The sequence below is a fragment of the Verrucosispora sp. NA02020 genome (assembly GCF_013364215.1).
In the GTDB taxonomy this organism is placed as follows: domain Bacteria; phylum Actinomycetota; class Actinomycetes; order Mycobacteriales; family Micromonosporaceae; genus Micromonospora.
In genome coordinates, this window is the sequence record NZ_CP054923.1 from 4205217 (window position 1) to 4231286 (window position 26070).

29 protein-coding genes and 2 riboswitches are annotated in these 26070 nt (G+C 72.2%); of the genes, 8 read left to right on the plus strand and 21 right to left on the minus strand.

Features of this window, described 5'->3' with window-relative positions; translation table 11 throughout:
* Positions 1 to 320: 320 nt before the first annotated feature.
* On the plus strand, positions 321 to 1322 hold the full coding sequence (locus tag HUT12_RS18195; RefSeq protein ID WP_176094152.1) for a tyrosine-type recombinase/integrase: 1002 nt from the start codon (positions 321 to 323) through the stop codon (positions 1320 to 1322).
* On the opposite strand, the gene HUT12_RS18200 is transcribed toward HUT12_RS18195, so the two are convergent.
* Positions 1310 to 1876, minus strand: a complete 567-nt coding sequence (locus tag HUT12_RS18200) for a TetR/AcrR family transcriptional regulator (protein ID WP_131054956.1) — start codon at positions 1874 to 1876, stop codon at positions 1310 to 1312. The two genes, HUT12_RS18195 and HUT12_RS18200, sit on opposite strands and share 13 nt — an antisense overlap.
* Positions 1877 to 1931: 55 nt before the next feature.
* Between HUT12_RS18200 and HUT12_RS18205 the strand changes: the two genes are divergently transcribed.
* Complete coding sequence (locus HUT12_RS18205; RefSeq protein ID WP_176094153.1) at positions 1932 to 2993, plus strand: FAD-dependent monooxygenase; 1062 nt, start codon at positions 1932 to 1934, stop codon at positions 2991 to 2993.
* Positions 2994 to 3025: 32 nt separating this feature from the next.
* Positions 3026 to 3109: riboswitch (ZMP/ZTP riboswitch) on the plus strand.
* 13 nt (positions 3110 to 3122) lie between these two features.
* Positions 3123 to 4061, plus strand: coding sequence for a bifunctional 5,10-methylenetetrahydrofolate dehydrogenase/5,10-methenyltetrahydrofolate cyclohydrolase (locus HUT12_RS18210; protein WP_176094154.1), 939 nt, complete (start codon positions 3123 to 3125; stop codon positions 4059 to 4061).
* Here the strand turns inward: HUT12_RS18210 and HUT12_RS18215 are convergent.
* Positions 3984 to 4763, minus strand: a complete 780-nt coding sequence (locus HUT12_RS18215) for an endonuclease/exonuclease/phosphatase family protein (RefSeq protein WP_176094155.1) — start codon at positions 4761 to 4763, stop codon at positions 3984 to 3986. The genes HUT12_RS18210 and HUT12_RS18215 overlap by 78 nt on opposite strands.
* A gap of 175 nt (positions 4764 to 4938) precedes the next feature.
* On the opposite strand from HUT12_RS18215, the gene HUT12_RS18220 reads away from it, so the two are divergent.
* The 3 genes from HUT12_RS18220 to HUT12_RS18230 are packed head-to-tail and all read left to right on the plus strand — an operon-like array spanning position 4939 to position 7147.
* Positions 4939 to 5718, plus strand: coding sequence for a TSUP family transporter (locus tag HUT12_RS18220; protein ID WP_303393493.1), 780 nt, complete (start codon positions 4939 to 4941; stop codon positions 5716 to 5718).
* A gap of 33 nt (positions 5719 to 5751) precedes the next feature.
* Complete coding sequence (locus tag HUT12_RS18225; protein WP_131054959.1) at positions 5752 to 6528, plus strand: GNAT family N-acetyltransferase; 777 nt, start codon at positions 5752 to 5754, stop codon at positions 6526 to 6528.
* A gap of 34 nt (positions 6529 to 6562) precedes the next feature.
* Positions 6563 to 7147 (plus strand): GNAT family N-acetyltransferase, encoded by a 585-nt coding sequence (locus tag HUT12_RS18230; RefSeq protein WP_176095853.1) that lies wholly within the window; start codon positions 6563 to 6565, stop codon positions 7145 to 7147.
* Here the strand turns inward: HUT12_RS18230 and def are convergent.
* On the minus strand, positions 7130 to 7636 hold the full coding sequence (gene def, locus HUT12_RS18235; protein WP_131054961.1) for a peptide deformylase: 507 nt from the start codon (positions 7634 to 7636) through the stop codon (positions 7130 to 7132). The two genes, HUT12_RS18230 and def, sit on opposite strands and share 18 nt — an antisense overlap.
* Before the next feature lie 10 nt (positions 7637 to 7646).
* A complete protein-coding gene (locus HUT12_RS18240) occupies positions 7647 to 8924 on the minus strand; it encodes a chorismate-binding protein (protein WP_176094156.1) in 1278 nt (425 codons plus the stop codon).
* A 96-nt stretch (positions 8925 to 9020) separates the two neighbouring features.
* On the opposite strand from HUT12_RS18240, the gene HUT12_RS18245 reads away from it, so the two are divergent.
* Positions 9021 to 9221, plus strand: coding sequence for a DUF5999 family protein (locus tag HUT12_RS18245; RefSeq protein WP_131057861.1), 201 nt, complete (start codon positions 9021 to 9023; stop codon positions 9219 to 9221).
* 121 nt (positions 9222 to 9342) lie between these two features.
* On the opposite strand, the gene gcvP is transcribed toward HUT12_RS18245, so the two are convergent.
* The 17 genes from gcvP to HUT12_RS18330 form a co-directional block, all read right to left on the minus strand.
* Positions 9343 to 12162, minus strand: coding sequence for an aminomethyl-transferring glycine dehydrogenase (gene gcvP / locus HUT12_RS18250; RefSeq protein ID WP_176094157.1), 2820 nt, complete (start codon positions 12160 to 12162; stop codon positions 9343 to 9345).
* A gap of 75 nt (positions 12163 to 12237) precedes the next feature.
* Positions 12238 to 12336: riboswitch (glycine riboswitch) on the minus strand.
* 61 nt (positions 12337 to 12397) lie between these two features.
* Positions 12398 to 13264, minus strand: a complete 867-nt coding sequence (locus HUT12_RS18255) for an NAD-dependent protein deacetylase (protein WP_176094158.1) — start codon at positions 13262 to 13264, stop codon at positions 12398 to 12400.
* Positions 13265 to 13347: 83 nt separating this feature from the next.
* The gene (locus tag HUT12_RS18260) at positions 13348 to 14058 is read right to left on the minus strand and encodes a DivIVA domain-containing protein (protein WP_254876873.1); all 711 of its coding nucleotides are present in this window, start codon (positions 14056 to 14058) and stop codon (positions 13348 to 13350) included.
* Positions 14055 to 15233 (minus strand): globin domain-containing protein, encoded by a 1179-nt coding sequence (locus HUT12_RS18265; RefSeq protein ID WP_176094159.1) that lies wholly within the window; start codon positions 15231 to 15233, stop codon positions 14055 to 14057. Before HUT12_RS18265 ends, HUT12_RS18260 begins: the two co-directional genes overlap by 4 nt.
* A gap of 3 nt (positions 15234 to 15236) precedes the next feature.
* A complete protein-coding gene (locus tag HUT12_RS18270) occupies positions 15237 to 15635 on the minus strand; it encodes a group 1 truncated hemoglobin (protein WP_176094160.1) in 399 nt (132 codons plus the stop codon).
* A gap of 399 nt (positions 15636 to 16034) precedes the next feature.
* Entirely contained in the window at positions 16035 to 16574 is a 540-nt protein-coding gene (locus HUT12_RS18275; protein ID WP_131053828.1) for a MerR family transcriptional regulator, read from the minus strand.
* Between the two features lie 268 nt (positions 16575 to 16842).
* On the minus strand, positions 16843 to 17307 hold the full coding sequence (locus tag HUT12_RS18280; RefSeq protein WP_013733914.1) for a bifunctional nuclease family protein: 465 nt from the start codon (positions 17305 to 17307) through the stop codon (positions 16843 to 16845).
* A gap of 171 nt (positions 17308 to 17478) precedes the next feature.
* A complete protein-coding gene (locus HUT12_RS18285; protein WP_176095855.1) occupies positions 17479 to 18180 on the minus strand; it encodes a MerR family transcriptional regulator in 702 nt (233 codons plus the stop codon).
* A 50-nt stretch (positions 18181 to 18230) separates the two neighbouring features.
* Positions 18231 to 18683 (minus strand): FHA domain-containing protein, encoded by a 453-nt coding sequence (locus HUT12_RS18290; RefSeq protein ID WP_093402417.1) that lies wholly within the window; start codon positions 18681 to 18683, stop codon positions 18231 to 18233.
* Between the two features lie 218 nt (positions 18684 to 18901).
* Positions 18902 to 19282 carry a glycine cleavage system protein GcvH gene (gcvH, locus tag HUT12_RS18295; protein ID WP_131053838.1) on the minus strand — a complete coding sequence of 127 codons (381 nt, stop codon included), beginning with the start codon at positions 19280 to 19282 and terminating at the stop codon, positions 18902 to 18904.
* Positions 19283 to 19340: 58 nt separating this feature from the next.
* On the minus strand, positions 19341 to 20309 hold the full coding sequence (locus HUT12_RS18300; protein WP_176094161.1) for a DUF881 domain-containing protein: 969 nt from the start codon (positions 20307 to 20309) through the stop codon (positions 19341 to 19343).
* A 9-nt stretch (positions 20310 to 20318) separates the two neighbouring features.
* Positions 20319 to 20651: a small basic family protein gene (locus tag HUT12_RS18305; protein ID WP_013733919.1), complete on the minus strand. Its 333-nt coding sequence runs from the start codon at positions 20649 to 20651 to the stop codon at positions 20319 to 20321.
* Complete coding sequence (locus HUT12_RS18310; RefSeq protein ID WP_131053832.1) at positions 20648 to 21547, minus strand: DUF881 domain-containing protein; 900 nt, start codon at positions 21545 to 21547, stop codon at positions 20648 to 20650. Before HUT12_RS18310 ends, HUT12_RS18305 begins: the two co-directional genes overlap by 4 nt.
* Positions 21548 to 21614: 67 nt before the next feature.
* Positions 21615 to 22250 carry a CDP-alcohol phosphatidyltransferase family protein gene (locus HUT12_RS18315; protein ID WP_131053833.1) on the minus strand — a complete coding sequence of 212 codons (636 nt, stop codon included), beginning with the start codon at positions 22248 to 22250 and terminating at the stop codon, positions 21615 to 21617.
* A 292-nt stretch (positions 22251 to 22542) separates the two neighbouring features.
* Positions 22543 to 22998, minus strand: a complete 456-nt coding sequence (locus HUT12_RS18320; protein WP_131053834.1) for a MarR family winged helix-turn-helix transcriptional regulator — start codon at positions 22996 to 22998, stop codon at positions 22543 to 22545.
* Positions 22999 to 23041: 43 nt separating this feature from the next.
* The gene (locus HUT12_RS18325) at positions 23042 to 24220 is read right to left on the minus strand and encodes a PP2C family protein-serine/threonine phosphatase (protein ID WP_176094162.1); all 1179 of its coding nucleotides are present in this window, start codon (positions 24218 to 24220) and stop codon (positions 23042 to 23044) included.
* A gap of 62 nt (positions 24221 to 24282) precedes the next feature.
* Positions 24283 to 25029 carry an SAM-dependent methyltransferase gene (locus HUT12_RS18330; protein ID WP_176094163.1) on the minus strand — a complete coding sequence of 249 codons (747 nt, stop codon included), beginning with the start codon at positions 25027 to 25029 and terminating at the stop codon, positions 24283 to 24285.
* A 130-nt stretch (positions 25030 to 25159) separates the two neighbouring features.
* Between HUT12_RS18330 and HUT12_RS18335 the strand changes: the two genes are divergently transcribed.
* On the plus strand, positions 25160 to 26062 hold the full coding sequence (locus tag HUT12_RS18335; RefSeq protein WP_176094164.1) for a universal stress protein: 903 nt from the start codon (positions 25160 to 25162) through the stop codon (positions 26060 to 26062).
* The last annotated feature ends 8 nt before the right edge of the window (positions 26063 to 26070 follow it).

Genomic DNA, 26070 nt, shown 5'->3' on the forward strand with positions numbered 1-26070 from the left:
GTCCCCTGCTATACACCAGGCGTTAGCAAGGGACCCTTCCTTACATCCCGGCGCGGTGCGGTGCGTCGACGATCATTCATCCGGCGGTGCACGCCGACCGGTCGGTGCCGGTCGCTCGCAGCCGGCACCGACCGGCACGTCCGGGCGGCCCCACCCCTATCGCGCGCGCCACGTCGTCGCCGCCTGGGAACCCCTCAATCCGGGCGCAGCCGAGGAACCAGCCCCGTGGCGCCTTTCCGACGCCCGGCACGGCTCGCGCCGGAAACCGCCCCGCTCCCCTGGGTCGGCCATGAACCCGAAAATCATGCATAATATCCCTTATGCATGACAAAAGGGATGAAGCGGTCCAGGTGCTGATCGAGGAGTTCCTGACGTCGCGGGCGACGCGCAAGCCCTCCCCGCACACGCAGGCGGCGTACCGGCGGGATCTGATCGCGGTGGCCGCGCTCGCGGCGGAGCTGGCCACCCCTCCCCTCCCCCTCGACGCCCTGTCGATCGAGGCGCTCTCCCCCAGGCTGATGCGGGCGGCGTTCGCCCGCTTCGCCGCCGACCGGGCCGCCGCCTCGGTCGGTCGTGCCTGGTCGACCTGGAACGGCTTCTTCTCGTTCCTGGTGGCCGAGCAGGTGGTGGCCGGCAATCCGATGCCGGCCGTGGGGCGACCCCGGGCGCCGCTGCCGGTGCCGAAGCCGCTGCGGGGTGAGGACACTCCCGAGCGGCTGCTCGCGGCGGCGGCGCAGGCGCGAGGTCGGCAGCGCGATCCGTGGCCGGAGCGGGACGTGGCGGTGTTGGCGCTGGCGTTGTGTGCCGGGCTGCGGTTGTCGGAGCTGCTGGCGTTGCGGGTCGGTTCGCTCGCGGGTCGGCCGGGTGAGCGCCGGCTGGAGGTGGCCGGTAAGGGTGGGCGGCCTCGGGTGTTGCCGGTGGAGCCGGATCTGGACGCGCTGCTGGCGGACTATCTGGACAGTCGGGTGCGGCGGTTCGGTGCGCGGTCGGTGCGGCCGGGGTCGCCGCTGCTGGTGGATCGGGAGGGTGAGGCGTTGCGGCGGGGTGGTCTGCAGTATCTGGTGGAGTCCTGTTACCGGCGTGCGGGGATCGGTGACCGGGTGCCGCGTGGGGCGCGGTTGCACGCGTTGCGGCACACGTTCGCGACGCGGTTGGCCGAGGACGGGGCGGGTGCGGCGGAGATCATGCGGTTGTTGGGGCATGCGTCGTTGGCGTCGTCGCAGACGTACATCGAGGTGACGTCGGGGCAGCAGCGGGAGGCGGCGCGGGTGAATCGCACGTACCGGGCGTTGGTGGGGTTGGTGCGGTCTCAGGCGGGGTGAGCGTCGAGGACTGCCGGGAGGACGGCGGCGATGGCGGCGGTGGGGTCGAAGTCGGGGTCGGGGTTGGCGAGTTGGTTGTTGAGGAGGCCGTCGAGGAGGGCGAGCAGGAGCCGTAGGGCGGTGGTGGGGTGGCGGGCGCCGAGTGCGGCGAGCAGGGGTGTGGCCCAGGCGGCGAGGTCGTGTTGGCGTTGGGCGATCTGGTGTTGCAGGGCGGGGTGGTGGGCGGCTTCGGCGAAGATCGCGAGGCGGGCGAGGGTGAGGGCGCGGTGGGTGGTGGTGAGGTCGTGGGCGAGGGCGCCGAGGGCGGTGGTGAAGGTGTCGGGGTCGATGTGGTCGAGGGTGCCGGCGAGGTGGTTCCAGCCGGTGGTTTCGAGGTCGAGGATGCGGGTGAGGACGCCGGCGATGAGGGCTTCGCGGGTGCGGTAGCGGTTGGAGGTGGAGCCGGTGGGGAGTTCGGCCTGGTCGTCGACGGCGCGGTGGGTGAGATGGCGGGGGCCGCGGGTGCCGAGGACGGCGATGGCGGCGTCGAGGAGGCGTTGTTGGCGGGCGTCCACGGAGGTGAGACTACAGCAGTAGTGGCTGCGACTACATCTGTAGTACGGTCGGGTGATGCGAGGATCAGCGGCTGTCATCGGAGGCGGCGTGGGTGGGCTGGCGGTGGCGGTGGGACTGCTGCGCGCCGGGTGGACGGTGTCGGTGTTCGAGCGGGCGGCGGGGCTGCCCGGGACGGGTACCGGGTTGGGGATCTGGCCGTCGGCGTTGCGGGCGTTGGATCGGCTCGGTGTGGGTGCGCTCGCGCGGGAACGGGGTCGGGAGCAGCCGGACGGGGCGATGCGTCGCCCGGACGGGACGGTGATCGCCCGGTTGGACGTGGGGCGGATCCGTCGGCGGCACGGTGAGGGGGTGCTGCTGCTGTCCCGGCCGGCGTTGCTGGGTCTGTTGGCGGAGGCGTTGCCGGCGGGCACGGTGCGTTTCGGGGCGCCGGTGGCGGGTCCGGCCGAGCTGGGTGACGGGTACGACGTGGTGGTGGGCGCGGACGGGATCCGCAGCGCGACCCGGGTGGCGATGTTCGGTGATCGGTTCCCGCTGCGGTACTCGGGGGTGACGGCGTGGCGTGGCACGGTGCCGTTGGAGGTGGCCTCCGGTGGGGAGACGTGGGGTCCGGGGCGCAAGTTCGGGGTGACGCCGCAGGGTCCCGGGGTGGCGAACTGGTACGCGGCGGTGGCGGCGCCGGAGGGTTTCCGGCCGCCGGAGGGTGATCTGGCGGCGTTGCGGGGGTGGTTCGGTGACTGGCACGACCCGGTGCCGGCGGTGCTGGATCGCGTCGACGTGGCCGGGATGTTGCATCACGACGTGCACTATCTGTCGCCGGTGCCGACGTACGTGCGGGGGCGGTGGGTGTTGCTGGGCGACGCGGCGCACGCGATGACGCCGGATCTGGGGCAGGGTGCCTGTCAGGCGTTGATCGACGCGGTGGCGTTGTCGGAGGCGTTGGCGGTGGAGTCGGACGTGTCGGCGGCGTTGGCCCGCTACGACGGGGTGCGGCGGGTGCCGACGCAGCGGATGGCGGCGATGGCGGTGCGGGCGGGACGGTTGGCGCAGGTGCGGCGGTTCACCGGGGTGCGGGACGTGGCGTTGCGGTGGGCGTTGGCGTTCGGTCCCCCGGGCTGACGGTGGTGGTCGCGGCGTCGGGTGTGGAAGGCTACGGGTGACGCGACTGGCGGCACCGGGGATGGATAGGACCATCGGGGAGCTCGTCGTGGGGGTCGTCCGCCTGGGCCTCCACGATCGAGGTGAGCCATGTCCACGACGTCGACGACGGCCCGGTTGTTGCCTGGTGGGCCGGTGGCGGAGCAGGTTCTGGTCGAGGTGGCCGAGGGTGTGGCGGCGTTGCGGGCGGCGGGGGTGACTCCGGCGTTGGCGACGGTGCTGGTGGGTGACGACAAGGCGAGCGCCGGTTACATCCGGATCAAGCAGCGGCAGGCGGCGGAGTTGGGCTTCGCGTCGCCGCACGTGCGGTTGCCGGGGTCGGCGTCGCAGGCGGATCTGCACGCGGTGGTGGCGGATCTGAACGCGGACCGGGGTGTGCACGGGGTGGTGGTGCAGCATCCGGTGCCGGGTGGGTTGGACTACGACCGGGCGTTGCAGGTGCTGGACCCGGAGAAGGACGTGGACGGGATGCATCCGGTGAACGTGGGGCGGTTGGCGCTCGGGCTGCCGGGGCCGGTGCCGTGTACGCCGGCGGGTGTGGAGGCGTTGTTGGCGTTCCACGGGGTGCCGGTGGCGGGTCGGGAGGTGGTGGTGTTGGGGCGCGGGGCGACGTTGGGGCGTCCGTTGGCGCTGTTGTTGGCGCAGAAGCGGCCGACGGCGAACGCGGCGGTGACGGTGGTGCACACGGGGGTGCCGGACTGGCCTCGGTATACGCGGCGGGCGGAGATCCTGGTGGCGGCGGCGGGGGTGCCCGGGATCGTGCGGCCGGATCATGTGCGGCCGGGTGCGGTGGTGGTGGGTGGTGGGGTGCGGTATGCGGGGCGCCGGTTGTTGCCGGATGTGGATCCGTCGTGTGGGCGGGTGGCGGGGGCGATCACGCCGCGGGTCGGTGGGGTGGGTCCGGTGACGGTGGCGATGCTGTTCCGTAACGCGGTGCGGGCGGCGGCGAGGTCAGCCGAGGTCGACCAGGAGGGGTCGGTGGTCGGAGATGGTGGCCAGCGGGGTCTGCACGGCGGTGACCGGTGGTAGGCGGTGCAGGTCCTGTCGGTCGGCGAGGATGTGGTCGAGTTGGACGCGGGGTTGCCCGGCGGGGTAGGTGGGGCGGCGGCCCAGGGGGTGCCAGCGGGACACCAGGCGGGTGGCCCAGGTGGGCAGGTTGAGGTCGCCGAGCAGGATGCGGGGTGCGGGCAGGGCGCGTAGGACGCGGACGGCCTGGCGGAGTTGGCGGATGTTCCAGCCGGGCACGAAGGACAGGTGGGTGGCGGCGACGGTGAGGGGCCCGTGCGGGGTGTCCAGGACGGCGGCGAGGACGACGCGGGGTTCGTCGTGCAGCAGGATGAGGCCGCCGCGGGGGCCGGGTGCGTAGACCGGGGACCGTACGGGTGCCGGGCGTAGGCGGGTGACGTGCCAGCTGCTGACGGGGTGGCGGGAGATCAGGCCGACGCCGTAGCAGGGTTCGCCGTGGCCGTCGCCGTCGTGGGTGAGGGGGCGGAACGCTTCGCCGGGGGTGCCGACGACGGCGGCGGCGAAGCGGTGTTCGGTGGCGCCGAGGGCCTGGGCGGCGATGGCGGTGAGGTCGTGGTTGCCGCTGCGGGACTGGTCGCGGTCGACTTCCTGGAGGGCGAGGACGTCGGCGTCGAGGGCGGTGACGGCGGCGGCGAGGCGGGCGGGGTCGACGAGGCCGTCGGTCAGGGACCGGCCGTGCAGCAGGTTGAACGTGGCCAGGCGCACCGTGTCACCTTATCGACGCCGTGGCACAGTTGCCCGATGCTGCGGGTGTTGTTCTGTTCGGTGCTGGTGTTCGTGGCGGTGGGTGCGGTCGGGGTGTGGTTGCGGCGGCGTCGGGGCCGGTGAGGCTGGCCACAGGTGGCGGCGTCGGTCGTCTCGGGGTGGGAAGAATGCCGCCGTGGATCTGGATCCGTCGACTGTCGCGCTGCTGCTGACCGCTGCCGTGTTGGCCGGTTGGGTGGACGCGGTGGTGGGTGGCGGCGGGTTGTTGTTGTTGCCGGCGTTGTTGGTGGCGGCGCCGGGGATGCCGCCGGCGACGGCGTTGGGCACGAACAAGTTGGCGGCGATCGCGGGGACGTCGGCGGCGGCGGTGACGTATGCGCGGCGTACTCGTGTCGACTGGGCGGTGGTGGGGCCGGCGGCGGTTCTGGCGGTGTTGTGCGCGGGGGTGGGTGCGGCGTTGGCGGGGGCGGTGCCGCCGTCGGCGTACCGGCCGGTGGTGTTGGTGGTGTTGGTGGCGGTGGCGGTGTTCGTGGTGGCGCGGCCGAGGTTGGGGGTGTCGGCGTCGCCGGGGCGGCGTACCCGGGTGCGGGTCGTGGTGGCGGTGCTGGTGGCGGGGGTGGGTATCGCGTTGTACGACGGGTTGATCGGGCCGGGTACGGGCACGTTCCTGGTGGTGGCGTTCACGGCCCTGGTGGGGGCGGATTTTCTGCACGGGTCGGCGATGGCGAAGGTGGTGAACGCGGGGACGAACGCGGGGGCGTTGGCGGTGTTCGCGGTGACGGGGCATGTGTGGTGGCTGTTGGGTGCGGCGATGGCGGTGTGCAACGTCGTGGGCGCGATGGTGGGTGCGCGGATGGCGTTGCGGCGGGGTGCGGGGTTCGTGCGGGGGGTGTTGTTGCTGGTGGTGGTGGCGTTGGTGGCGAAGTTGGGCTACGACCAGTGGCGGGCGGGGTGAGCGGCGCGACGCGGCGCGTGTGATCATCGGCGGGTGTCGGTGCGCGCGGAACACGACCGGGCCGTCCTGGCGGGTCTGTTGGGGCGGGATCCTCGGCTGCACGCGTACGAGTTGGGTGATCTGGACGATTTCTTCTGGCCGTACACGTCGTGGTTTCGGCGTGGGGACGCGGTGGTGTTGCTGTATCACGGTGCGGTGTCGCCGACGTTGGTGGCGTTGACGCGGCCGGGCGGGGTGGCGGCGGTGTCGGCGTTGCTGGGTGAGGTGGTGCCGGTGTTGCCGGCCCGGTTGGAGGCGCACCTGTCCCCCGGTGTGGAGGTGGCGTTGGCGGGGGCGTTCGAGGTGACGTCGTCGGGGACGCATCTGAAGATGGCGTGGACGGATCCTTCCCGCGCGGTGGGGGTGTCGCCGGCGGGGGTGGTGTTGGGGCGGGCGGATCTGCCTCGGCTGCGGGAGTTGTACGCGGTCGCGTATCCGGGGAACTGGTTCGACGCGCGGATGGTGGACACCGGCCGGTACGTGGGGGTCAGTGACGGTGAGCTGTTGGTGGCGGTGGCGGGGGTGCATGTCTTCTCCCCCACGTATCGGGTCGCGGCGATCGGGAACGTGACGACGCGGCCGGGGTGGCGGGGTCGGGGGTTGGCGGCGGCGGTGGTGACGCGGCTGTGCGAGGTGTTACGGGCCGACGTGGACCATGTGACGTTGAACGTGAAGGCCGACAACGGGGCGGCGGTGCGGTTGTACGGGCGGTTGGGGTTCACCCGGGTGGCCGAGTACGGCGAGTTCCGGCTGCGCGCCGGTGGCCGCTGATTGTCGGTGGCGGTGGTGCCCGGTGGCCGGGATGATGACGCGCGTGTCTCAGGTGATTCTGCGTACCGCGCGGTTGGTGTTGGCGCCGTTGGCGGATGTGCATCTGCCTGATGAGGTGGCGTTGGACGCCGACGCGGAGGTGATGCGGTTCCTGGGGCCGGTGCGGTCGGCGGCGGAGGTGGCGCGGTGGCACCGGGAGCGGTTGGCGGTGGCGCGGCGGTCGCCGGGGTTGGGGTTCTGGGCGGGGTCGGTGGACGGTGAGTTCGTCGGGTGGTGGCTGTTGGAGCCGCCGTCGCGGGCCGATCAGGGGCCGGTGACGGGTCAGGCCGAGTTGGGGTACCGGTTGGCGCGGCGGTTCTGGCGTCGGGGTCTGGCGTCGGAGGGGGCCCGGGAGTTGATTCGGTACGGTTTCGCCGACCTGGGGTTGTCGCGGATCTTCGCCGAGACGATGGCGGTCAACGTGGGGTCGCGGGCGACGATGGCGGCGGTGGGGATGCGTCACGTGCGGACGTTGCACCTGCCGTGGCCGGATCCGTTGCCGGGTGCGCAGGCCGGTGAGGTGGAGTATGCGATCACCCGGGACGAGTGGGTGGCGGGTGGGTCAGGCGCGGCGGGGTGAGTCGAAGCGGCCGGCGCGGATCTCCCGCAGGGCGCGGCGGCGGACGTCGCCGCGCAGGGTGTCGACGTAGAGGCGGCCGGCGAGGTGGTCGGTCTCGTGTTGCAGGGCGCGGGCGAGGAATCCGCTGCCGGCGATGGTGAGGGGTTCGCCGTGCTGGTCGTAGCCGTGTGCGGTGGCGTGCAGGGCGCGGGGGGTCGGGAAGTACAGGCCGGGGATGGACAGGCAGCCCTCGTCGTCGTCCTGTAGGTCGTCGGAGAGTTCGAGGGTGGGGTTGATCATGTGGCCGCGGTGGCCGTCGGCGTCGTAGACGAACACCTGGGCGTTGACGCCGATCTGGGGTGCGGCGACGCCGGCGCGGCCGGGTGCGCCGAGCAGGGTGTCCATCAGGTCGGTGACCAGGGCGCGTAGGTCGGCGTCGAAGCTGGTGACGGGTTCGCTGGGGGTGCGTAGCACCGGGTCGCCGATGATTCGGATGTCCCGCATGGTCATGTCGGCAAGGTTATCGGTCGGTGGTGCCGGTGGTGGGGCGGCCGGGGCGGTCGGGTCGGGGCGGGTCGAGGGTGGCGCGGACCGGGGCGGTCTTGGCGGCGGCTTCGGCGACTTCGGCGTGCGGGTCGCTGTCCCAGGTGATGCCGCCGCCGGCCCAGACGTGCAGGGCGTGGCGGTCGGTGGCGGCGGTGCGGATGGTCAGGCCGAGGTCGAGGTGGTCGGGGCCGATCCAGCCGAGGGCGCCCATGCCGGCGCCGCGGCCGACGGGTTCGAGGGCGGCGATGTGGTGCAGGGCGGCGAGTTTGGGGGCGCCGGTGACGGAGCCGCCGGGGCAGACGGCGCGGAGCAGGTCGGCCAGGCCGAGTCCGTCGGCGACGTCGGCGCGGACGGTGGATTCGGCCTGCCACAGGTCGCACCAGCGGCGTACGGCGAACAGGTCGTCGACGCGGACGGTGCCGGTGCGGGCGACGCGGGCCAGGTCGTTGCGTTCCAGGTCGACGATCATGATGTGTTCGGCGCGTTCCTTGGCGGAGGTGAGCAGGTCGGCGCGGCCGGCGGCGGTGGCGGGGCGGGTGCCTTTGATAGGGCGGGTGGTCAGGGTGCCGGCGCGGACCTCGACGAGGGTTTCGGGGCTGGCGCAGCCGATGGCCCAGCCGTCGCCGGTGAGGACGCCGCCGTAGCGGGCGCCGGGGAGGCGGCCGAGGCGGGCCAGGGCGGGCCGGGGGTCGCCGCGGTAGGGGGCGGCGGCGTGGCCGACGACGTTGACCTGGTAGACGTCGCCGTGGCCGATGGCGGTGCGGACGGCGCGGACGGCGTCGGCGTGTTCCTCGGGGGTCCAGCTCTCGGTCCACGGGCCGCGCCACCACGTCCCGCTGGTGGTGGGGGTGGTGGGGGTGTCGGTGTGGCCGTAGACGACGACGGCGATCTCGGGCAGGTCGGCGGGGTTGGCGGCGCCGGGGGTGCCGCCGGCGAGCAGGGCGCCGGCGGCGGCGGAGACGTAGAGGGCGGCGCCGCAGACGGGGTCGTCGGGGTGGTGGGGGCGGGTGGGGCGGGCCAGGTCGTGTCGGGGCAGGCCGTGGGCGGCGAGGAAGTCCTCGACGGCGGTGGCGGGGTCGCCGCCGTCGGTGGGGTGCCACTGCCAGCGGGCGCGTTCGACGCGGCGGCCCCGGCAGGGTGGGGGCGCGGCCGGGGGGTCGTACGGTGACGGATCGACCACCGTCTGTGGGAGCGCTTCCACAACGTCTGGTTGGTGGTGGCTCATCCGTTCAGCGGATTTCCCACGGACCACGCACACTTCCGCTCGATGCACCATGCGTTTGCTTGGTACTGTGCGTCACTGGTCATGTGAACCATGACACAGTGCCCCCACAGTCCGGAGAACCCGATGTGCCAGCACCAACCCACCTGTCCCTCCGCCGAAGCCACCGACCGGGAAGCTGCCAAGGTCATCGCCTGCTTCCGTGAACAGGGCTGGAGCCTGCTCTGCAACGGCGTCATCGTTTTCGAGGACACCGGCGAGCTGCTGCCCGACGGCAGCAGCATCGCACCGCACCGCGGCCCCGCCCGACACGCCCTCGCCGCCTGACCTGGTCACGATCCGTCACGACTCTTCCCGCGTCGACCCAGGCTAGTCCCCACCAGGGGGGCCGTCACGACCAGGTCGACGCGACGCCGGGGCGGCAGCGACCGCCCCGGCGCGGCTGCCGTCAGCTCTCGTACGCCTGCGGCGACGGACATGAGCAGACCAGATTCCGGTCGCCGTACCCGCCGTCGACCCGACGCACCGGCGGCCAGTACTTCCCCGCCCGGTCCACGCCGCCCGGGTAGCCGGCCACCGACCTCGGGTACGCGTGCGGCCACTCGTCACCGGCCACCATCGCCGCCGTGTGCGGCGCGTTCGCCAGGGGGTTGTCCCCGGCCGGCCAGCGTCCCGCCGCCACCTCGTCGATCTCCGCCCGGATGGCGATCATCGCGTCGCAGAACCGGTCCAGCTCGGCCAGGTCCTCGCTCTCGGTCGGCTCCACCATCAGCGTCCCCGCCACCGGGAACGACATCGTCGGCGCGTGGAACCCGTAGTCGATCAACCGCTTGGCCACGTCGTCGACACTCACACCGGTCGTCTTCGTCAACGGCCGCAGGTCCAGGATGCACTCGTGGGCCACCAGGCCCTTGTTGCCCGCGTACAGCACCGGGAAGTGCTCCCGCAGCCGCACCGCCACGTAGTTGGCCGCCAGCACCGCCACCCCGGTGGCGCGGGCCAGCCCGTCGGCACCCATCATCCGCAGGTACACCCACGGGATCGGCAGGATGCCCGCCGACCCGTACCGGGCCGCCGAGATCGCCGGCCGCCCGTCCACCGGCGCGCCACCGGGGTCACCGGGCAGGAACGGCGCCAGGTGCGCGCGCACCGCCACCGGACCCACCCCGGGGCCACCGCCGCCGTGCGGGATGCAGAACGTCTTGTGCAGGTTCAGGTGCGACACGTCGGCCCCGAACCGGCCCGGCTTGGCGAACCCGACCAGCGCGTTGAGGTTCGCGCCGTCGACGTACACCTGACCGCCGGCGTCGTGCACCTTCGCGCACAGCGACGCGATGCCCGTCTCGTACACGCCGTGCGTCGACGGGTACGTCACCATGATCGCCGCCAGGGCGTCCCGGTGCCGGTCGATCTTGGCGTCCAGGTCGACCAGGTCGACGTTGCCGTCGTCGTCGCAGCCGACCACCACCACCCGCATCCCGGCCATCACCGCGCTCGCGGCGTTCGTGCCGTGCGCCGACGACGGGATCAGACACACGTCCCGGTGCCCCTCACCCCGGTCACGGTGGTACGCGCGGATCGCCAGCAGCCCGGCCAACTCCCCCTGCGACCCGGCGTTGGGCTGCACACTGACCGCGTCGTAGCCGGTCACCTCGGCCAGCCACCCCTCCAACTGGCCGATCATCTCCCGGTAGCCGGCGGTCTGCTCCGCCGGGGCGAACGGGTGGATGTGGGCGAACTCCGCCCAGCTCACCGGCTCCATCTCGGTGGTGGCGTTGAGTTTCATCGTGCACGACCCCAGCGGGATCATGCCCCGGTCCAGCGCGTAGTCGAAGTCGGCCAGCCGCCGCAGGTACCGCAGCATCGCCGTCTCCGAGTGGTGCGACCGGAACACCGGGTGGGTGAGGACCTCGTCGGTACGCCGCAACGCGTCCGGTAGCGCCGCCGTCACCGCGCCGTCGACACCGTCGACGCCGAACGCCGCCCACACCGCCGCCACGTGCTCCCGCGTGGTGGTCTCGTCGCACGAGATCCCCACCCGGTCGTCGTCGACCAGCCGCAGGTTCACCCCGCGCGCCGCCGCGTCGGCCACCACCTGAGCGGCGCGCCCCGGCACCGTCGCCGTGACCGTGTCGAAGAACGGCACGTCGGCCACGTCCACACCACCGGCCCGCAGGCCCGCGGCCAGCCGCACCGCCGTCTCGTGGGTGCGCGTCGCGATCGCCCGCAACCCGTCCGGACCGTGGTAGACGGCGTACATGCCGGCCATCACCGCCAGCAGCACCTGCGCGGTGCAGATGTTGCTGGTCGCCTTCTCCCGCCGGATGTGCTGCTCACGGGTCTGCAACGCCAACCGGTACGCCGGGTCGCCGGCGGTGTCGCGGGACACCCCGACCAGCCGGCCGGGCAGCATCCGCTCCAACCCGGCCCGCACCGCCAGGTAGCCGGCGTGCGGCCCCCCGAAACCCATCGGCACCCCGAACCGTTGGGTGGTGCCGGCGGCGATGTCCGCGCCGATCTGCCCCGGCGACCGCAGCAGCGTCAACGCCAGCAGGTCCGCCGCCACCGTCACCAACGCGCCGACCTCGTGCGCCGCCGCCGCCAGCGGCGCCTGGTCGTGGACCGCCCCGGACGCCCCCGGGTACTGCAGGTGCAGGCCGAAGAACTCCGCCGGCAACTCCTGCACGGTCAGGTCCAGCACCCGCACCTCGATGCCGAGCGGCTCGGCCCGACCGGCGATCACCGCGATGGTCTGCGGCAGGGCGTCGGCGTCGACCACGTACACCGGGCTGCTGCTCTTCGACGCCCGCCGCGCCAACGTCATCGCCTCGGCCGCGGCGGTACCCTCGTCGAGCATCGACGCGTTCGCGGTCGCCAGACCGGTCAGGTCCGACACCATGGTCTGGAAGTTCAGCAGCGCCTCCAACCGGCCCTGGCTGATCTCCGGCTGGTACGGCGTGTACGCCGTGTACCAGGCCGGGTTCTCCAGCACGTTACGGCGGATCACCGCCGGGGTGTACGTGCCGTGGTAGCCGAGACCGATCATCGACACGGCGACGGTGTTGCGGGCGGCGAGGGCCCGCAACTCGGTCAGGGTCTCGTGCTCACCGGTGGGCTCCGGCAGGTCCAGGCGACCGTGCCAGCGGATCACCTCGGGGATCGCCGCGTCCATCAGCTCGTCGATCGAGGCGTACCCGACCGTGGCCAACATCCGGCGTTCGTCGTCCGGGCCGGGACCGATGTGACGGTCGGCGAACTCTGAGGTCATGAGGGGCGCTCCTGCGGGGCGGGGTCGACAGGTCGGCCCTCCCCCTCTGTCACACCCACGGGCGCTCCACAGTGCCTGACCCACGCGGTCCTTTTGCCTGAGAGGTTCCGGGGAGGATTTGCCCCTTCGGCGCCGCCCCGGCTGCCGCCAGGCGGTCTCTCCCACGCGGGTGCTACCGGCACGATCAACGCTACCAGCGTCCCCGACGGCCCACACCGAAGCCCCGGCCCCCTGCTCAGGAGGCGACGGTCACCACCGGATCCGCGCCGGCCGGGCAGAGCCGGTCGGCCAGCGCCGGCACCAGACGGCCCAGCGGGGCGTCGACGCGCAGCCGCGCGTACCCGTCACCGCGCGTGGCCCCCTGATTGACGATCACCACCGGCACGTCCTGCCGGGCCGCCGCCGACACGAACCGCCGCCCCGACATCACCGTCAGCGACGACCCCAGCACCAGCAGCAGCCGCGCCTGCCGCACCATCGCGTAACACCGCGCCACCCGGGGCGCCGGCACCGTCTCGCCGAAGAACACCACGTCCGGTTTGAGCATCCCGCCGCACGCCCCGCAGTCGACCACCCGGAACCCGGCCACCTGGTCGTCGTCGAGATCCACGTCACCGTCCGGGTTGATCGCGACGGCGTGCGCGTCGAACCCCGGGTTGGCCCGCCGCAGCCGCCCGTCCAGGTCCTCCCGCGTCGTCCGCCGACCGCAGCCCAGACACACCACCTCGTCGAGGCGGCCGTGCAACTCCACCACCCCGGCGCTGCCGGCGGCCGTGTGCAGCCCGTCCACGTTCTGCGTAATGATCCCCGTCACCACACCGGCCCGCTGCAACCGGGCCACCGCCCGATGCCCGTCGTTGGGGTCCGCCCGCGCGATCCACCGCCACCCCAGGTGGCTGCGCGCCCAGTAGCGGCGACGGGCCGCCACGTCACCGGTGAACGTCTGGTACGTCATGGGGGTGTGCCGGCGCGCCACCCCGCTGGGCCCCCGATAGTCGGGGATACCCGACTCGGTGGACAGGCCGGCGCCGCTGAGCACCACCACCGCACCACCGGCGGCCAAACCCGCCACCTGCTCGATCACGTCCTCCACCCGCACCATGCTGCCCCAACCGGCGGCCGTCGGCGAGCCAGCGGCGGACGCGACAACCCCGCACCGGCCCGACCGGCCGCCCCGCAGCACCGTCAGGGTTGCTGGCGACGCGGCAACGACCGGTCCGCCGCCGCGTTCACCTCCACCGGCCCACCGATGCGCTCCATCGTGCGGGCCAACTGCGCGCGACCGTCGTCGAGATGCCGCGCCGCCGCCTGCATGTGCGAGATCATCATCTCGCCGTAGATCCGCAGCGCCTCCCGCGCGGCCACCCCGTCGTCGAAGGTGGGCCCCGCCGACGCCCGGTAGTCCTGCACCGCCCGCTCCGCCTGCTGCCGGGCCTCCTCCACCGCCGCCCGCACGTAACTCTCGTACTGGGTCCGGGCGTACTCGGCGACCCGCCGCGCGTAGTCGTGCGCCTGCGCGATGATCTGCTCGGCCTCCCGCTGCGCCGCCGACAGCAGGTTCACCTCCTTGGCCGCCGGGGCCTGCGGCGTCGGACCCGAAGTCGGGAACACCCCGTGCCGGTGCAACTCCACATGGCCGGTGAGCATCTCGTTCTCCGCCCGCAGGTCCGCCACCCGCGTCGAGAGCCGATCCAACTCGTCGGCCACCTGCATCCGGAACCGGTCCACCCCGGACTGGTCGTAGCCACGCCGGGCGAACGACGCCGACCCGAACTCCCACCGCCGCACCCGGTCGGCGGTCAACCGCACCGGCACCCCACCGGACACCGGGGTGCCGTCGTACCGGCCGATCGGGGCCGTACCCAGCGAACCGGCCCGCCACTGGTCATCACTCACCGGACACCTCCGGAATCGTCGGGGACGGAAGGACTCTGCATCGCCGTACGCCACGCGGGGCCGTACCACTGCGCAGCCGGACCCTCGTGGTGCACCCGCCCGGGATGGAAACCGGCGCGGGTCAACGCCGTCACCGCGTACGTCACCATGTCGTCGGACCCGCACACGTACACGTGACGGGACCGCCAGTCGCCGTCGGCCAGCGCCCGATCCACCGGATGCACGAACTCCCCCGGCCGGTCCAGGTCCACCCCCACCACCTGGGTCACCCGCAACCACGGATACGACGACGCCCACTTCTCCAGCAGGTCACCGTCGTAGAACTCGGTCCGCGACCGCGCCCCCACGTACAGGTCGACCTGCCGACCCGACCCCTCCGCGGACACCTGCTCCACCAACGCCCGCACCGGCGCCCACCCGGTCCCACCGGCCAGCAGCAACAGATCCGCCGACCCGGACGACCGCAACGTCAACGACTCCCCCACCGCCGCCGACAGGTGCAGCTGATCGCCCACCGCGCACCCGTACACCAGCCGCGACGACACCGCGCCACCCGGCGCCGCCCGCACGTGCAACTCCAGAGTGCCGTCCTGACGGGGCGCGTTCGCCGGCGAGTAGTACCGCCACGCCCGCACCGCCGGATGCGACACCCCGATCGACTGCCCCGCCGTGAACGGCAGAAGATACTGCGGACGCACCGTCAGCACCGCCACGTCGAAACCCCGCCGCTCATGGCCGACGATCTCCGCCACCCACCACGGTGGATTCACCGCCTCGGCGGCCTGCGCCGCCTCGACCATCACCTGCGCCACCAACCCGTACGCCGCCGCCCAGTCCTGCGCCAGCTCCTCGGTCCACTGGTCACCGAGGAAGTGCCGCAGCGTCGCCAGCAACGCCTCACCCACCGCCGGATAGTGCTCCGCGCGCACCGCGAACTTGCGATGGTCGGCACCGAGGTCCTGCAGGAAACCCACCAGCCGGTCCACCTGGTCCACCTGGGACACGATGTGACCGAGCGCGGTCACCAGCCGGTCCCGCTGCCCCGCCATGTTCGTCGGGAACATCTGCCGGGTCTCGGGATGCGCCAGGAACAACGTCGAGTAGAAGTACAGCGGAACCTGGTCACCGTGCGCGGCGACCGACGCCCAACTCCGCTTCAGACGAGAGACGTCCACAGCTCAGGCGTCCGCCCGGCCGTCGCCGGCCACCACCTGGTCCTGCACCGCCGCCAGCACCGCCTGCACGTCGGTGATGGCGTCGCCGGGCACCCCCAACTGCGTCAACGTCGCCGTCAGGTGCTCACCCACCCGCACGTAGTGCGCCACCGGGATCTGCAACGGCCGGTGCGCGGTAGCCAGGTCCCGGCCCGCGTACTCGTTCGGGCCACCCAGCACCACGGTCAGCATCAACGCCATGTGGCGACGCTGGACCGCCATGTCCACCTCGGTGAAGTAGCCGGCCAGCTCCGCGTCGGCCAACACCCGGTCGTAGAACAGCTCGACGGCGGCCCGCACCGCGGCGGCCCCGCCGATCCGCTCGAAGTGCGACACGGGGATGGTCTCGTCGGTGACCGTCACAGGTCAGTCCTTCCGCAGGGGAGAGAGTGCACAGACGCGCGGCAATCGGCGCGACGCCCGCCACCGGCACCCCCCGCCGTCGCGGCGAGGTGTCAGGCGGACCGGATCGGACGATAGCGTGCCGCGCCGCGCCCGTCTGTCCCGCACGGATCTCCACCGCCAGCACGCGGACACACACCGTGACAGATCAGAGGAAGATGACCACACATCGTAGCGGCGTAATCACCGACGGCGATCGAGGCGAGCCGTACACGCGTCACCGCACACGCTGCTCAGCGGGCACTGGTGTCGGCCCCGCCGCACCGCACCACCGCTACACCCACGACCCGACCCGAGACACAGCGTGATCGACAAAAACGTCCGCAGAAAACCACGCCCACACCGGCGGGCGGACGACCCTCAGCCGGCCCGCCGCCGCGCCCGACGCGCCGCCAACTCGTCACCCAGATCCCCGCCCGCGGGAACCTCCGGCTCCGGCTCCACCACGCCCCCCACCGGCTCCGCCGGCAGATGCGACAACGACCCCTGGATCTCCTTGAACGCGCCACCGATCGCGATACCGAACACCCCCTGGCCGCCCTGCAACAGGTCGACCACCTCCTCCGGGGAACGACACTCGTACACCGTCGTCCCGTCGGAGATCAGCGTGATGCCCGCCAGATCCTCCACCCCACGCGACCGCAACGCCTCGATCGCCTTACGGATGTTCTGCAACGACACCCCGGCGTCCAGCAACCGCTTCACGACCTTCAACACCACCAGGTCCCGGAACGAGTACAACCGCTGCGTACCCGAACCCGAAGCGTCCCGCACACTCGGCACCACCAGCGCCGTCCGCGCCCAGTAGTCCAACTGGCGGTAACTGATCCCCACCGCATGGCAGGCCGTCACACCCCGGTACCCCACCGCACCGTCACCGTCAGTCGCCGAACCAGGCATCCCACCCGACTCGTCCCACCCCGTAACCGGATCGGAATCTCGCGGCTCGTGCATCCGGACAACCTCCCCGTCAGTGCGGTGACACGTCGCTTCCGGGACGCGTACCCCTCGACACGGCAACCCTATAGCGACCGCCCAGGGTTACCACGGAGAAACCGCCGCGACACGCCGCGCATCGACAGCGACGACCATCACCATCACCGACCGTAACGCCACGATGGTGGTCCGCACCCGCACACCGGCCCGGGCCCACAGCCCGGACCACCGATCAACCGGCGAAGTCCTCCGGCCGCACCTGCTCCAGGAACTCCCGGAACTTCTCCACCTCGTCCTCCTGCTCATCGGGAATCACGATCCCCGCCTCACTGAGGACCTGCTCGGCACAACGAATCGGCGCACCGACCCGCAACGCCAACGCGATCGAATCACTCGGCCGCGCCGAGACCCGCACCCCGTCACCGATCAACAGATCGGCGAAGAACACGTTCTCCTTCAGCTCGGTGATCTCCACCGCCCGCAACGGCGCCTTCAACGCCGCCAACACATCCCGCAGAAGATCATGGGTCAACGGCCGGGCCGGCTTGACACCCTGCTGCTCGTAAGCGATCGCCGTCGCCTCGACCGCGCCGATCCAAATCGGCAGATAGCGGTCACCCTCGACCTCCCTGAGCAGGACGATCGGCTGGTTACTGGGCAACTCCACCCGAACCCCGACCACGCTCAGCTCGCGCACCGCCGCCTCCGTGTCGTTGTCACCTACGCCGCACCGCGCCCTTCACTGCACGGTACACGGACCGCGACACGGCCATCTCACGCGCTCCGCGCACCACGCCCGTGCCCAGAAGGGGTTACCCCCGCAAGCCTACGCCACTCACCAACCCGCCGATCAGCGCGCACACGCACCTCACCGACCCAACGTCGACCGCAACCCCACCCGCACCAACGCCGCATGCAACTGCTGCGACAACGCCACCAACTCCCGCGCCGTCTCCGCCGCCCGCGCCCGCGCCGCCGGATCACTCTGCCGCGCCAACGGCGCCACCAACTGCGCGAACAGACCCACCTCCCGATCCGCCGCCGTCCGGTAACCCCGCAGATGCCGAGGCTGGAACCCGTACGCCGCCAGACCGGCCACCGCCTTCGCGATGATCAACGCATCGCCGTCGTACCAGCCCGGCGGATCCGACACCACCAACCCGAGCCGCTCCAACTCGCCCAACGTCGACTCGTCCAGCCCACTGCGCGCCACCAACTGCGTACGATCCAGCCGCACCTGACCCGACTCGACCGACGACGCCGCACCACGCCCCGGCACCTCACCGTCCGGGCCCACCGCCACCAACGCCGGCCGCGACCGCTCCGGCGCCGCACCGTCGGCATCCCACTGCGCCAACTGCTCACGAATCACCCGCAACGGCAGATACTGATCCCGCTGCGCAGTCAACACGAACCGCAACCGCGACACATCGTCCCAGCTGTACTTCCGATAACCAGCCGCCGTGCGCTGCGGCTCCACCAGACCCTCGGCCTCGAGGAACCGCAGCTTCGAAATCGTCACGTCAGGAAAATCCACCCGCAACTGGGCCAGCACCTCGCCGATACTCATCAACGGCTGGGCGCGACCCACCCCGGACGGCGGAGAAGCCGCAGGCTCGTTCACCCCCGGCCGGCCTCCCCCTCCGGGCGCGGACCGGCGATGAACACGACCCGGAACTTACCGATCTGCACCTCGTCACCATTGCTCAACGTGGCGGCCTCGACCCGCTCCCGATTCACGTACGTGCCGTTCAAACTGCCCACGTCACGCACCGTGAACGTCCCACCGTCCCGGTGGAACTCCGCGTGCCGACGCGACACCGTCACGTCGTCGAGGAAGATGTCACTGTCCGGATGCCGCCCACTGGTTGTCACGTCGTGATCCAGCAGGAACCGCGCACCCGCGTTCGGACCCCGACGAACCACCAGCAGCGCCATCCCCGGCGGCAGCGAACCGGACATCCGGCTCGGCACCACATCGGTGTCCGGCCCCTCCAGCGCTTCCTCGAGCGAACCGAGATTGAGCGTCGACGTGACGTCGAGCGGGGGGAACTCGTCGCCTGGGCGAGTCATGGGGACCACCTCACGGATCTGTTTCGGTCGGCGTCGGGAGACGGCGGGTCCGGCCGCCGGGTACACATCACCCGGCGGCTGGCTCTCCGTGCCCGGAAAGGCTGTCCGCGACGCACAACTAATTGGGTTCTCGGTCGACTGGGCGAGCCTAGCCAGCGCCGAAAAACAGGGCAACCGGACGCGCGGCACACACACCGACCGCCCGCCCGGAAAACGAATCAGCTCTCGGTCAACTCGCGATACGCGTCCGCCGACAGCAAACCCTCCACCGCCGCCGGATCCGCCGGAGAGATCTCCACCAACCAACCCGCACCGTACGGGTCCGTGTTGATCACCTCAGGCGTGTCGACCAGCGCCTCGTTGCGCGCCGACACCGTACCGCCCACCGGGGCGTAGATCTCCGACACACTCTTGGTCGACTCGATCTCACCCAACGACTCACCAGCCGCCACCACCGCACCGGACTCCGGCAACTGCACATACACGATGTCGCCCAACGCGTCCTGCGCGAAATGAGTGATGCCCACCCGCACGGCACCACCGTCGACAGGCGCCACCCACTCGTGCTCAGCGGAGTACCGCAGTTCCTCAGGAATCACCAGCAGCGTCCTCATCCATCGGTGGCACCGGTCCGACCGGTGCCGGCCCCACCCGGCCTCACGAGACCGGACGGGCGTGTTCCAGCGTGCTCGGCACGTGCAGCGCCGAAACCTCGGCAACCTCACGATCCTCAACGATCACGTTACCGCCGTTGCCCGCCACCACCGCCACCACCCCGCCAGGAATGTTGAGCGCCGTACGCATCGTCGCCGGATCCCCGATCACCGTGATCGTGAACGGACCCGTCAACCGACGCCCGTCCACGATCAACGACCCGTTCTCCCCGTCCAGGAAATACGTCGACGCCACGACCCGCACCGACGCGCGGTCACCACCGGAGATCTGCATCGCCTCCGCCCCCGCACCCCGCAACTCCTGCACCGCGTCCAGCACCCCGCTCGCCGAGATCGGCTTCGACCGCCCCGCCTCGAACCGCACCGCCAACCCCGGACCCCGCGCCGGCAACGTACCCGCCAGAATGCCCAACTCGTCCGCCCGCCGGGTCGCCTCCTCCAACGCCGCCTGGCGCCCCTGCTCACCCGACCGCAACTGGCGCTGGCTCTCCTCCAACGTGGTGATGTCCTGCCGCAGACGCGACTCCCGCGCCTCCAGGTCGTACAGGATCCGGACCAGGTCCTCCTGCCGCGCCGCCGCCAACGACGAATCCGTCGACGTCGTCTTCAACTGCACCGCCAGCGTGAACCCCAACAACACCAGCAGCACACCGATCATCACCGCCGCCGAACTGAACCGCCGCAACGGACTGACCGCTCCCGCCGCAGGCGCGCTCCCCGCCGACTCGTCCTCGGTGCGCCCACCGGAACCCGCACGCTCGCCGGAACCGTCAGGGTCGACGACCGGCTCACCGTCACCCGGCTCCGGACGCCCCTGCGGCGACAACGGACTCAACTCGTCGGGATCCGGCGCGTCCGGACGCGGATCCGGCTCCCCCGCCGGCCCACCCGGCCGGGCCGGACCCGCCGGCTTCGGCCACCCCGTACCCGTCTCGGTGTGCTCGTCACTCACGACACCAACCTACGCCCGGAACAGGTGCCGGCGGATCGCCGCCACATTGCCGAAGATGCGGACCCCCAACACGACCACCACACCGGTGGACAACTGACCACCCACACCCAACTGGTCACCCAGATACACGATCAAGGCCGCGACCAGCACGTTCGAGATGAACGACACGACGAACTGCTTGTCGTCGAAGATCCGGTCCAACTTGGCCCGCACCCCACCGAAGACCGCGTCCAACGCCGCCACCACCGCGATCGGCAGGTACGGCTGCAACGCCGCCGGCACCGTCGGATCCAGCCACAACCCGAGCACCACACCGGCCAGCAGAGCCAGCACCGCGATCATCGACCACCTCCGGAAGGGCTGGGTGACGTACCCGAGTCGGACGACTCGTCACCGCCCGACGGCGACGCACTCGGACTCACCGCGGGCTCCGCGTAGCGTAGCCGCGACTCCGGCGCCGCCGGCAACGTGAGGCGGTCCGCGTCGCGCACCTCGAACGACAACCCGTTCACCTGCGACACCCGGCGCATCGTCAATGCACTCCGGCTGCCCTCGTACGCCTCACGCATCGATCCCGGACCGATCGCCGACACCTCGTACGGCCCGGTCACCGGCCGGAAGTCCACCAGGATCGCCTCACCCGCCGACCGGATCGTCGACGTCGCCGTCAACCGCTGGCCGTTGATCGCCACCGCCTCCGCCCCCGCACCCCACAGGTCGTTCGCCACCGCCTGCAGGTCGCTGTAGAGCACCCACGACGGACCCGCCTTCGTCCCGCCCAACTGCTCCCCCGCCTTCGGACCGTCCGCCAACCGCACCACCACACCGTCACCGCGCACGCGACCCAGCCCCGTCCGCGCCTCCAGGTCCCGCAACCGCGCCGCCTGCGAACCACCCAACGCGGCCTCCCGCTGCCGGGTCACCTCCTCGCGCAACTGGTCGGCGCGCACGGACAGGTTGTCCGTCTCACCCTGCCGCTGCTTGATCTGCCCGACCAGCCCCGACCGGGCCTGCGCGCGCCCCGGCTCCTCGGCCATCGTCTGCCGGTACGCCACCGCGCAGAGGAAACCCAGAAGCAACACGACCACCACCGTGACCGGTCCCACCGACCATCCCGGACGCGCCGGCTTCCCGTTCCTCGCCCGACGGGCCGCCGCGTCGGCGTACCCCGGATCCAGCGGGTTCTGGAACAGCTCGGTGAGGAAGTCCGGGGTGAACCCCCGGTTCCGCTCGCTCATGCCGACACTCCGCTTCGCTGCGCGCCGGCATCACCACGGCACCGCTGACTCGCTCGCCGACGCTCGCTCATGCCGTCTCTCCTCGACCAGCCGCCCGGACCAGGTGACGCGCCTGGACCACGTAGAGCGCCCCGGCCACCCAGTAGAGCACCAGCCCCCACCAGGCCAGCGCCCAGCCCACCGCACCGGCCACCGCCGACGCGGCCGGCACCGAGGCGGCCACCAGCAACGTCGGGAACGCCGCCAGCAGCAGGAACGTGGCCGTCTTGCCGACGTAGTGCACCGGCGGCGGTCCGTAGCCGTAGCGGCGTAGCACCACCAGCGAACCGGCCAGCAGCAGCTCCCGGGCCAGTAGCGCGGCGGTGAACTGCCACGGCACCACGTCGCGCGCGGTGAACGCCACCAGCGTGGCGAGGATGTAGAGCCGGTCGGCGAGCGGGTCGAGCAACTCGCCGAGGCGACTGACCTGACGCAGCCGTCGGGCGATCCACCCGTCCACCCAGTCGCTGGTGCCGCCGACAGCGAGCACCACGATCGCGGCCACGTCGGCGCGGGCCACGAGGAACAGGTACAGGAAGACCGGAACGCCCAGCAGTCGGACGAAGCTGATCAGGTTCGGCAGGGTGAGGACCCGGTCGCCGGCACCTCGCGCGTCGACCTCGGGGGCCTGTGGTTGCTCTGCCCGAGCCGGTCGACGCGCCACCGAACCTCCTCCGCGGCACGCGACCCACCTCGGCCCCTGGGTCCGCCATGGAACGCCGTGCGCGCTGTCGTGCCGGCTGGCGCCGGCACCCCCCTGTGATCCCGATCCGGGATCTCCCCTGGCCCACCGCCCACCGTTGATGATCACAGGTCGGTCGGATGCGCTGCCACTATAGCGGGCTGTCGTCGCGCCCAGCCCCGCTCGACCGGTGTCGTCGGTGGTGTTCGTGCGGTACTGGTGTGAGGACCGTCACCACCGCTAAGGCATCCTAGGATGACAGGTGGGCGGGGGGTCAGGCGCTGCGGGCCGAGGAGTCCGGCGGCTGCGCCGTCGCGGCCTGACCGAAGGCCTTCAGCGCCCGCAGCAGGTCCTGCTGCACCCGCGCCGGCATCCGCTCCAGGACCGTCCGCACGGCGTCGTGACGGCGCGACCGCACCTCCCCCAGCAGGACCTCCGCCGCGGCCGTGGGCGTCAGGCGGACCTCACGCCGATCCCTCGGGTCGGTCTCCCGGCGCACCAGGCCGATCGCCTCCAGCCGGTCGCAGAGCCGACTGGCCGAGGAGGGTACGACGTCCAGCAGCTCCGCCAGGCCGTTGATGTTGGTCTCCGGCCGGCTGCTGAGCAGCGACAGCACCCGTAACTGGGTGGGCGAGACGGCCATCCGGTGCCGGACGGCGGCCGAGTCGAGCACACCCACCAACGACTCAGCGGCTGCGTCGATCGCCGCGGCGAGATTCGGTCGCTCCACCCGATGTCCCCTGCGATTGTCCCGCTCATACCACCCGAGGCCGTCAGTCCTGCGTCCGGCCGTCGGCACCACGCCAGTCCAGGCAGACCACCACGGCGTCGTCGCGGAGGTCGGCGTCCGCGTGGAATGCCTGCAACTCGCGCATCACCGTACCAACCGCCTCCGGCGGTGGCTGCAACCGCGTGGCCCGCATGGACCGTGCCATCGCCCGTTCCCCGTACGTCTCGCGTCCGCTGGGATCCGCGCCCCACACCCCGTCGGAGACCACGAACAACCGGTCCCCCGGGTCCAGGTCGAACTCCTGGAGCGCGTACCGGGTCTCGGCGAACATGCCCAACGGCAGCTGCTGCTCCAACGGAACCCGGGACACGGTGCCGCCGCGCAGCCGCAGCAGGTGCGGTGACCCGGCGTCCACCGCCTGCACCCGGCCGGTGGCGCAGTCCAGTTCAAGCAGGACAGTGGCCACGTGCCGGTGACCCCGGTGCTGGTAGTAGACCGTGTCGGAGGCCAGCTCGGCCTGCTCCACCAGGCCGCCGCCGGACCGGCGGGCGTTGCGCATCGCGTTCACCGTCACCGCCGTCAGCAGGGCGGCGGTGAGCCCGATCCCGTCGCCGTTGAGCACGGTCACGGTGAGCCGGCCGTCATCCACCGACCAGTCGAAGTGGTCACCACCCACCGTGTACGCCGGCTCCAGCTGACCGGCCAACTGGAACGAGCCGTGGCTGACACTGCGCCCCGGGAGCAGCTCCCACTGCAACTCGGCGGCCATGCTCAGGCGTTCCTGCCGACGCGCCCGCCGGTAACGGTCGGTCTCCCGGTCGGCGGCGTGCATCGCCAGCGCGACCTCACCGGCGATGTCCGCGGCGAGGCGCACCACGCTCTCCGACGGCTCCTCGGGCATCTCCACCATCAGCACACCGAGCCGCTCGCCCCACACCGACAACGGCAGATAGAGCTGGCACCGGCCGTCGGTCCCGCCGGCCCGGACCGGTTGCTGACTGCTGAAGCAGCGTTGCAGCGATCCCTGGAGGGCGTGGGCGGCGGCGTCCGGCCGCCGCGCGTCGAGCACCGGCCACAGGCCGCTGATCCGGTAGTCGGCGACGAACACGACGGTGCCCGACGCTCCCAGGACCGACTGGATGGCCCGGTCGGCGGCCTCGACCACGCGATCGGGCGGGGCCTCGCGCAGGGCGCGCGAAACCCCCGTGGGCCCATCCGGCATGTCGCTCCTCCGAAGATACTTGCTCTGGGGCAAGCATCATACGGAGGCGGTTCCATTCATGGTCACCCGGCCGACCGCACCGCCACCGCGCCGTGGAACGCGTCCGGCACCGCCTCCGGCGGGCCCTGCGGCCGCCAGTGGGTCACCGGCACGATGCCGTCCTCGGTCGGCGTCCAACGCCCCAGCAGCGGCCCGAACGCCGCCGGCGCCCGCATCCGGAACGCCGGACCCATCATGGCCAGCGCCTCCGGATGACCGGCGAGCTCCTCGGTGTCGAAGTCGATCGCCAGGTGGCTGCCGGGTGCGGCAGCCGTGTAGAGCTCGTCGAGGGTCCGGGCGAGCGTCTCGTCGTCGAGGAAGGCGGCGAGGCCGAGGAACACCACCCCCACCGGCCGCCGGCCCCACCCGGGCACGAACCGGTGCAGCAACGCCGGATCGATCGTGCCGACGTCCGTGGCGTCACCGAAGCCGTACCCGGCCCGGTCGCTGCCGGCCAGGATCTGCTGCCCCGACCGGATGGTCACCGGGTCCACGTCGGTGTAGAGGACGGTGGCGTCGGGCGCGGCCTCGTGCACGTTGCCCATCGTCGGCACACCGGCACCGAAGACCAGGAAGCCGTCCACACCGGCGGCGGCGATCGCGCGGACCGAGCGGCCCAGGAAGGCGCGCAGCGCCCGGAAGACCGGGGCACAGGGCCCGTACGCCTGCTCGAAGGCGCGGGCGGCCGCCACGTCGACCGGGTGGTGGTGCTCCCCGCCGAGCCAGAAATCGATCATCCGTGCGGTGCTCGGCTGGTCGGGCTCCACCATCGACGACGCTCCCTCCCCGGCAGTCGCCGTCAGCGTACCGACCCGGTGCCGCTCACCGGTATCGCCCCGCCGGGCCCGCCACGGCCGCGATACTTGGCTCCGGACGACGACCGGCGGCGGGAAGGTGCTCGTGGACCCGATCAACGGCGCGGCGGTGGTGGTCGGTGTGGACGGCTCCGAGCCGGCCCGCGCCGCGATCCGGCTCGCCGCCACCGAGGCGGCCCGACAGGACCTGCCGCTGCGGGTCCGGCACGCCTTCATCTGGCCGCTGCTGCGGACGCCGGTCACCGCGGTCACCGACGACCGACCCGGCACCGGACTGCGGGAGCAGGCCGAGCAGGTGGTGGCCGACGCGGTCGACGAGGCCGGCGCGGTCGCGCCCGGCCTGCGGGTCACCGGCGAGATCGTCGACGGCGAGGCCGCCGCGGTGCTGCTGGACGCCGCCCCCACCGCCGCGATGATCGTCCTCGGCCATCAGGGCCTCGGTGGGCTCGGCGCCCTCGTGGTGGGCTCCGTCACGGCCACGGTGGCCGCGTCGGCCGGCTGCCCGGTGCTGGTGGCCCGCGGCACCGCGCAGACCGACGGGCCGGTCGTGGTCGGCGTGGACGGCACCGGGGCGTCCCGGACCGCGATCGAGTTCGCGGTCCGGACCGCCGCCCTGCGCGGCGCCTCCGTCGTCGCAACCCACGCCTACCGGCATCCGGTCTCCACCGGCCCCGGTGACATGCAGCCGCTGGTGTACGACGAGTCCGAACTGCGCGCCGACGAGGACCGGCTGCTCGCCGAGTCGCTCGCCGGTCTGGCCGAGCGGTACCCGGAGGTGCCGGTCACCCGAGAGTCGGTACGCGGACGGGCCGGCACCGTGCTCACCGACGCCTCCCGCCGCGCCCAGCTGCTCGTCGTCGGCGGCACCGGTCACGGTCCGGTCGGCGGCCTGCTGCGCGGTTCCGTGAGCCAGGCGGCGCTGCGCCACAGCCACTGCCCGGTCGCGGTGGTCCACACGCCGGGGGTTGGCGGCGGTCCACGCGGGTAGACGGGCGC

Coding starts and splice junctions, on each gene's coding strand:
- HUT12_RS18210 (WP_176094154.1), top strand. CDS start 3,123: ATGTCCACGACGTCGACGACGGCCCGGTTGTTGCCTGGTGGGCCGGTG.
- HUT12_RS18230 (WP_176095853.1), top strand. CDS start 6,563: ATGACGCGCGTGTCTCAGGTGATTCTGCGTACCGCGCGGTTGGTGTTG.
- HUT12_RS18255 (WP_176094158.1), bottom strand. CDS start 13,264: ATGGTGCGGGTGGAGGACGTGATCGAGCAGGTGGCGGGTTTGGCCGCC.
- HUT12_RS18330 (WP_176094163.1), bottom strand. CDS start 25,029: ATGGTGGAGCCCGACCAGCCGAGCACCGCACGGATGATCGATTTCTGG.
- HUT12_RS18325 (WP_176094162.1), bottom strand. CDS start 24,220: ATGCCGGATGGGCCCACGGGGGTTTCGCGCGCCCTGCGCGAGGCCCCG.
- HUT12_RS18290 (WP_093402417.1), bottom strand. CDS start 18,683: ATGACTCGCCCAGGCGACGAGTTCCCCCCGCTCGACGTCACGTCGACG.
- def (WP_131054961.1), bottom strand. CDS start 7,636: ATGACCATGCGGGACATCCGAATCATCGGCGACCCGGTGCTACGCACC.
- HUT12_RS18285 (WP_176095855.1), bottom strand. CDS start 18,180: ATGAGTATCGGCGAGGTGCTGGCCCAGTTGCGGGTGGATTTTCCTGAC.
- HUT12_RS18195 (WP_176094152.1), top strand. CDS start 321: ATGCATGACAAAAGGGATGAAGCGGTCCAGGTGCTGATCGAGGAGTTC.
- HUT12_RS18205 (WP_176094153.1), top strand. CDS start 1,932: ATGCGAGGATCAGCGGCTGTCATCGGAGGCGGCGTGGGTGGGCTGGCG.
- HUT12_RS18310 (WP_131053832.1), bottom strand. CDS start 21,547: ATGAGCGAGCGGAACCGGGGGTTCACCCCGGACTTCCTCACCGAGCTG.
- HUT12_RS18245 (WP_131057861.1), top strand. CDS start 9,021: ATGTGCCAGCACCAACCCACCTGTCCCTCCGCCGAAGCCACCGACCGG.
- gcvP (WP_176094157.1), bottom strand. CDS start 12,162: ATGACCTCAGAGTTCGCCGACCGTCACATCGGTCCCGGCCCGGACGAC.
- HUT12_RS18305 (WP_013733919.1), bottom strand. CDS start 20,651: ATGATCGCGGTGCTGGCTCTGCTGGCCGGTGTGGTGCTCGGGTTGTGG.
- HUT12_RS18275 (WP_131053828.1), bottom strand. CDS start 16,574: ATGCCTGGTTCGGCGACTGACGGTGACGGTGCGGTGGGGTACCGGGGT.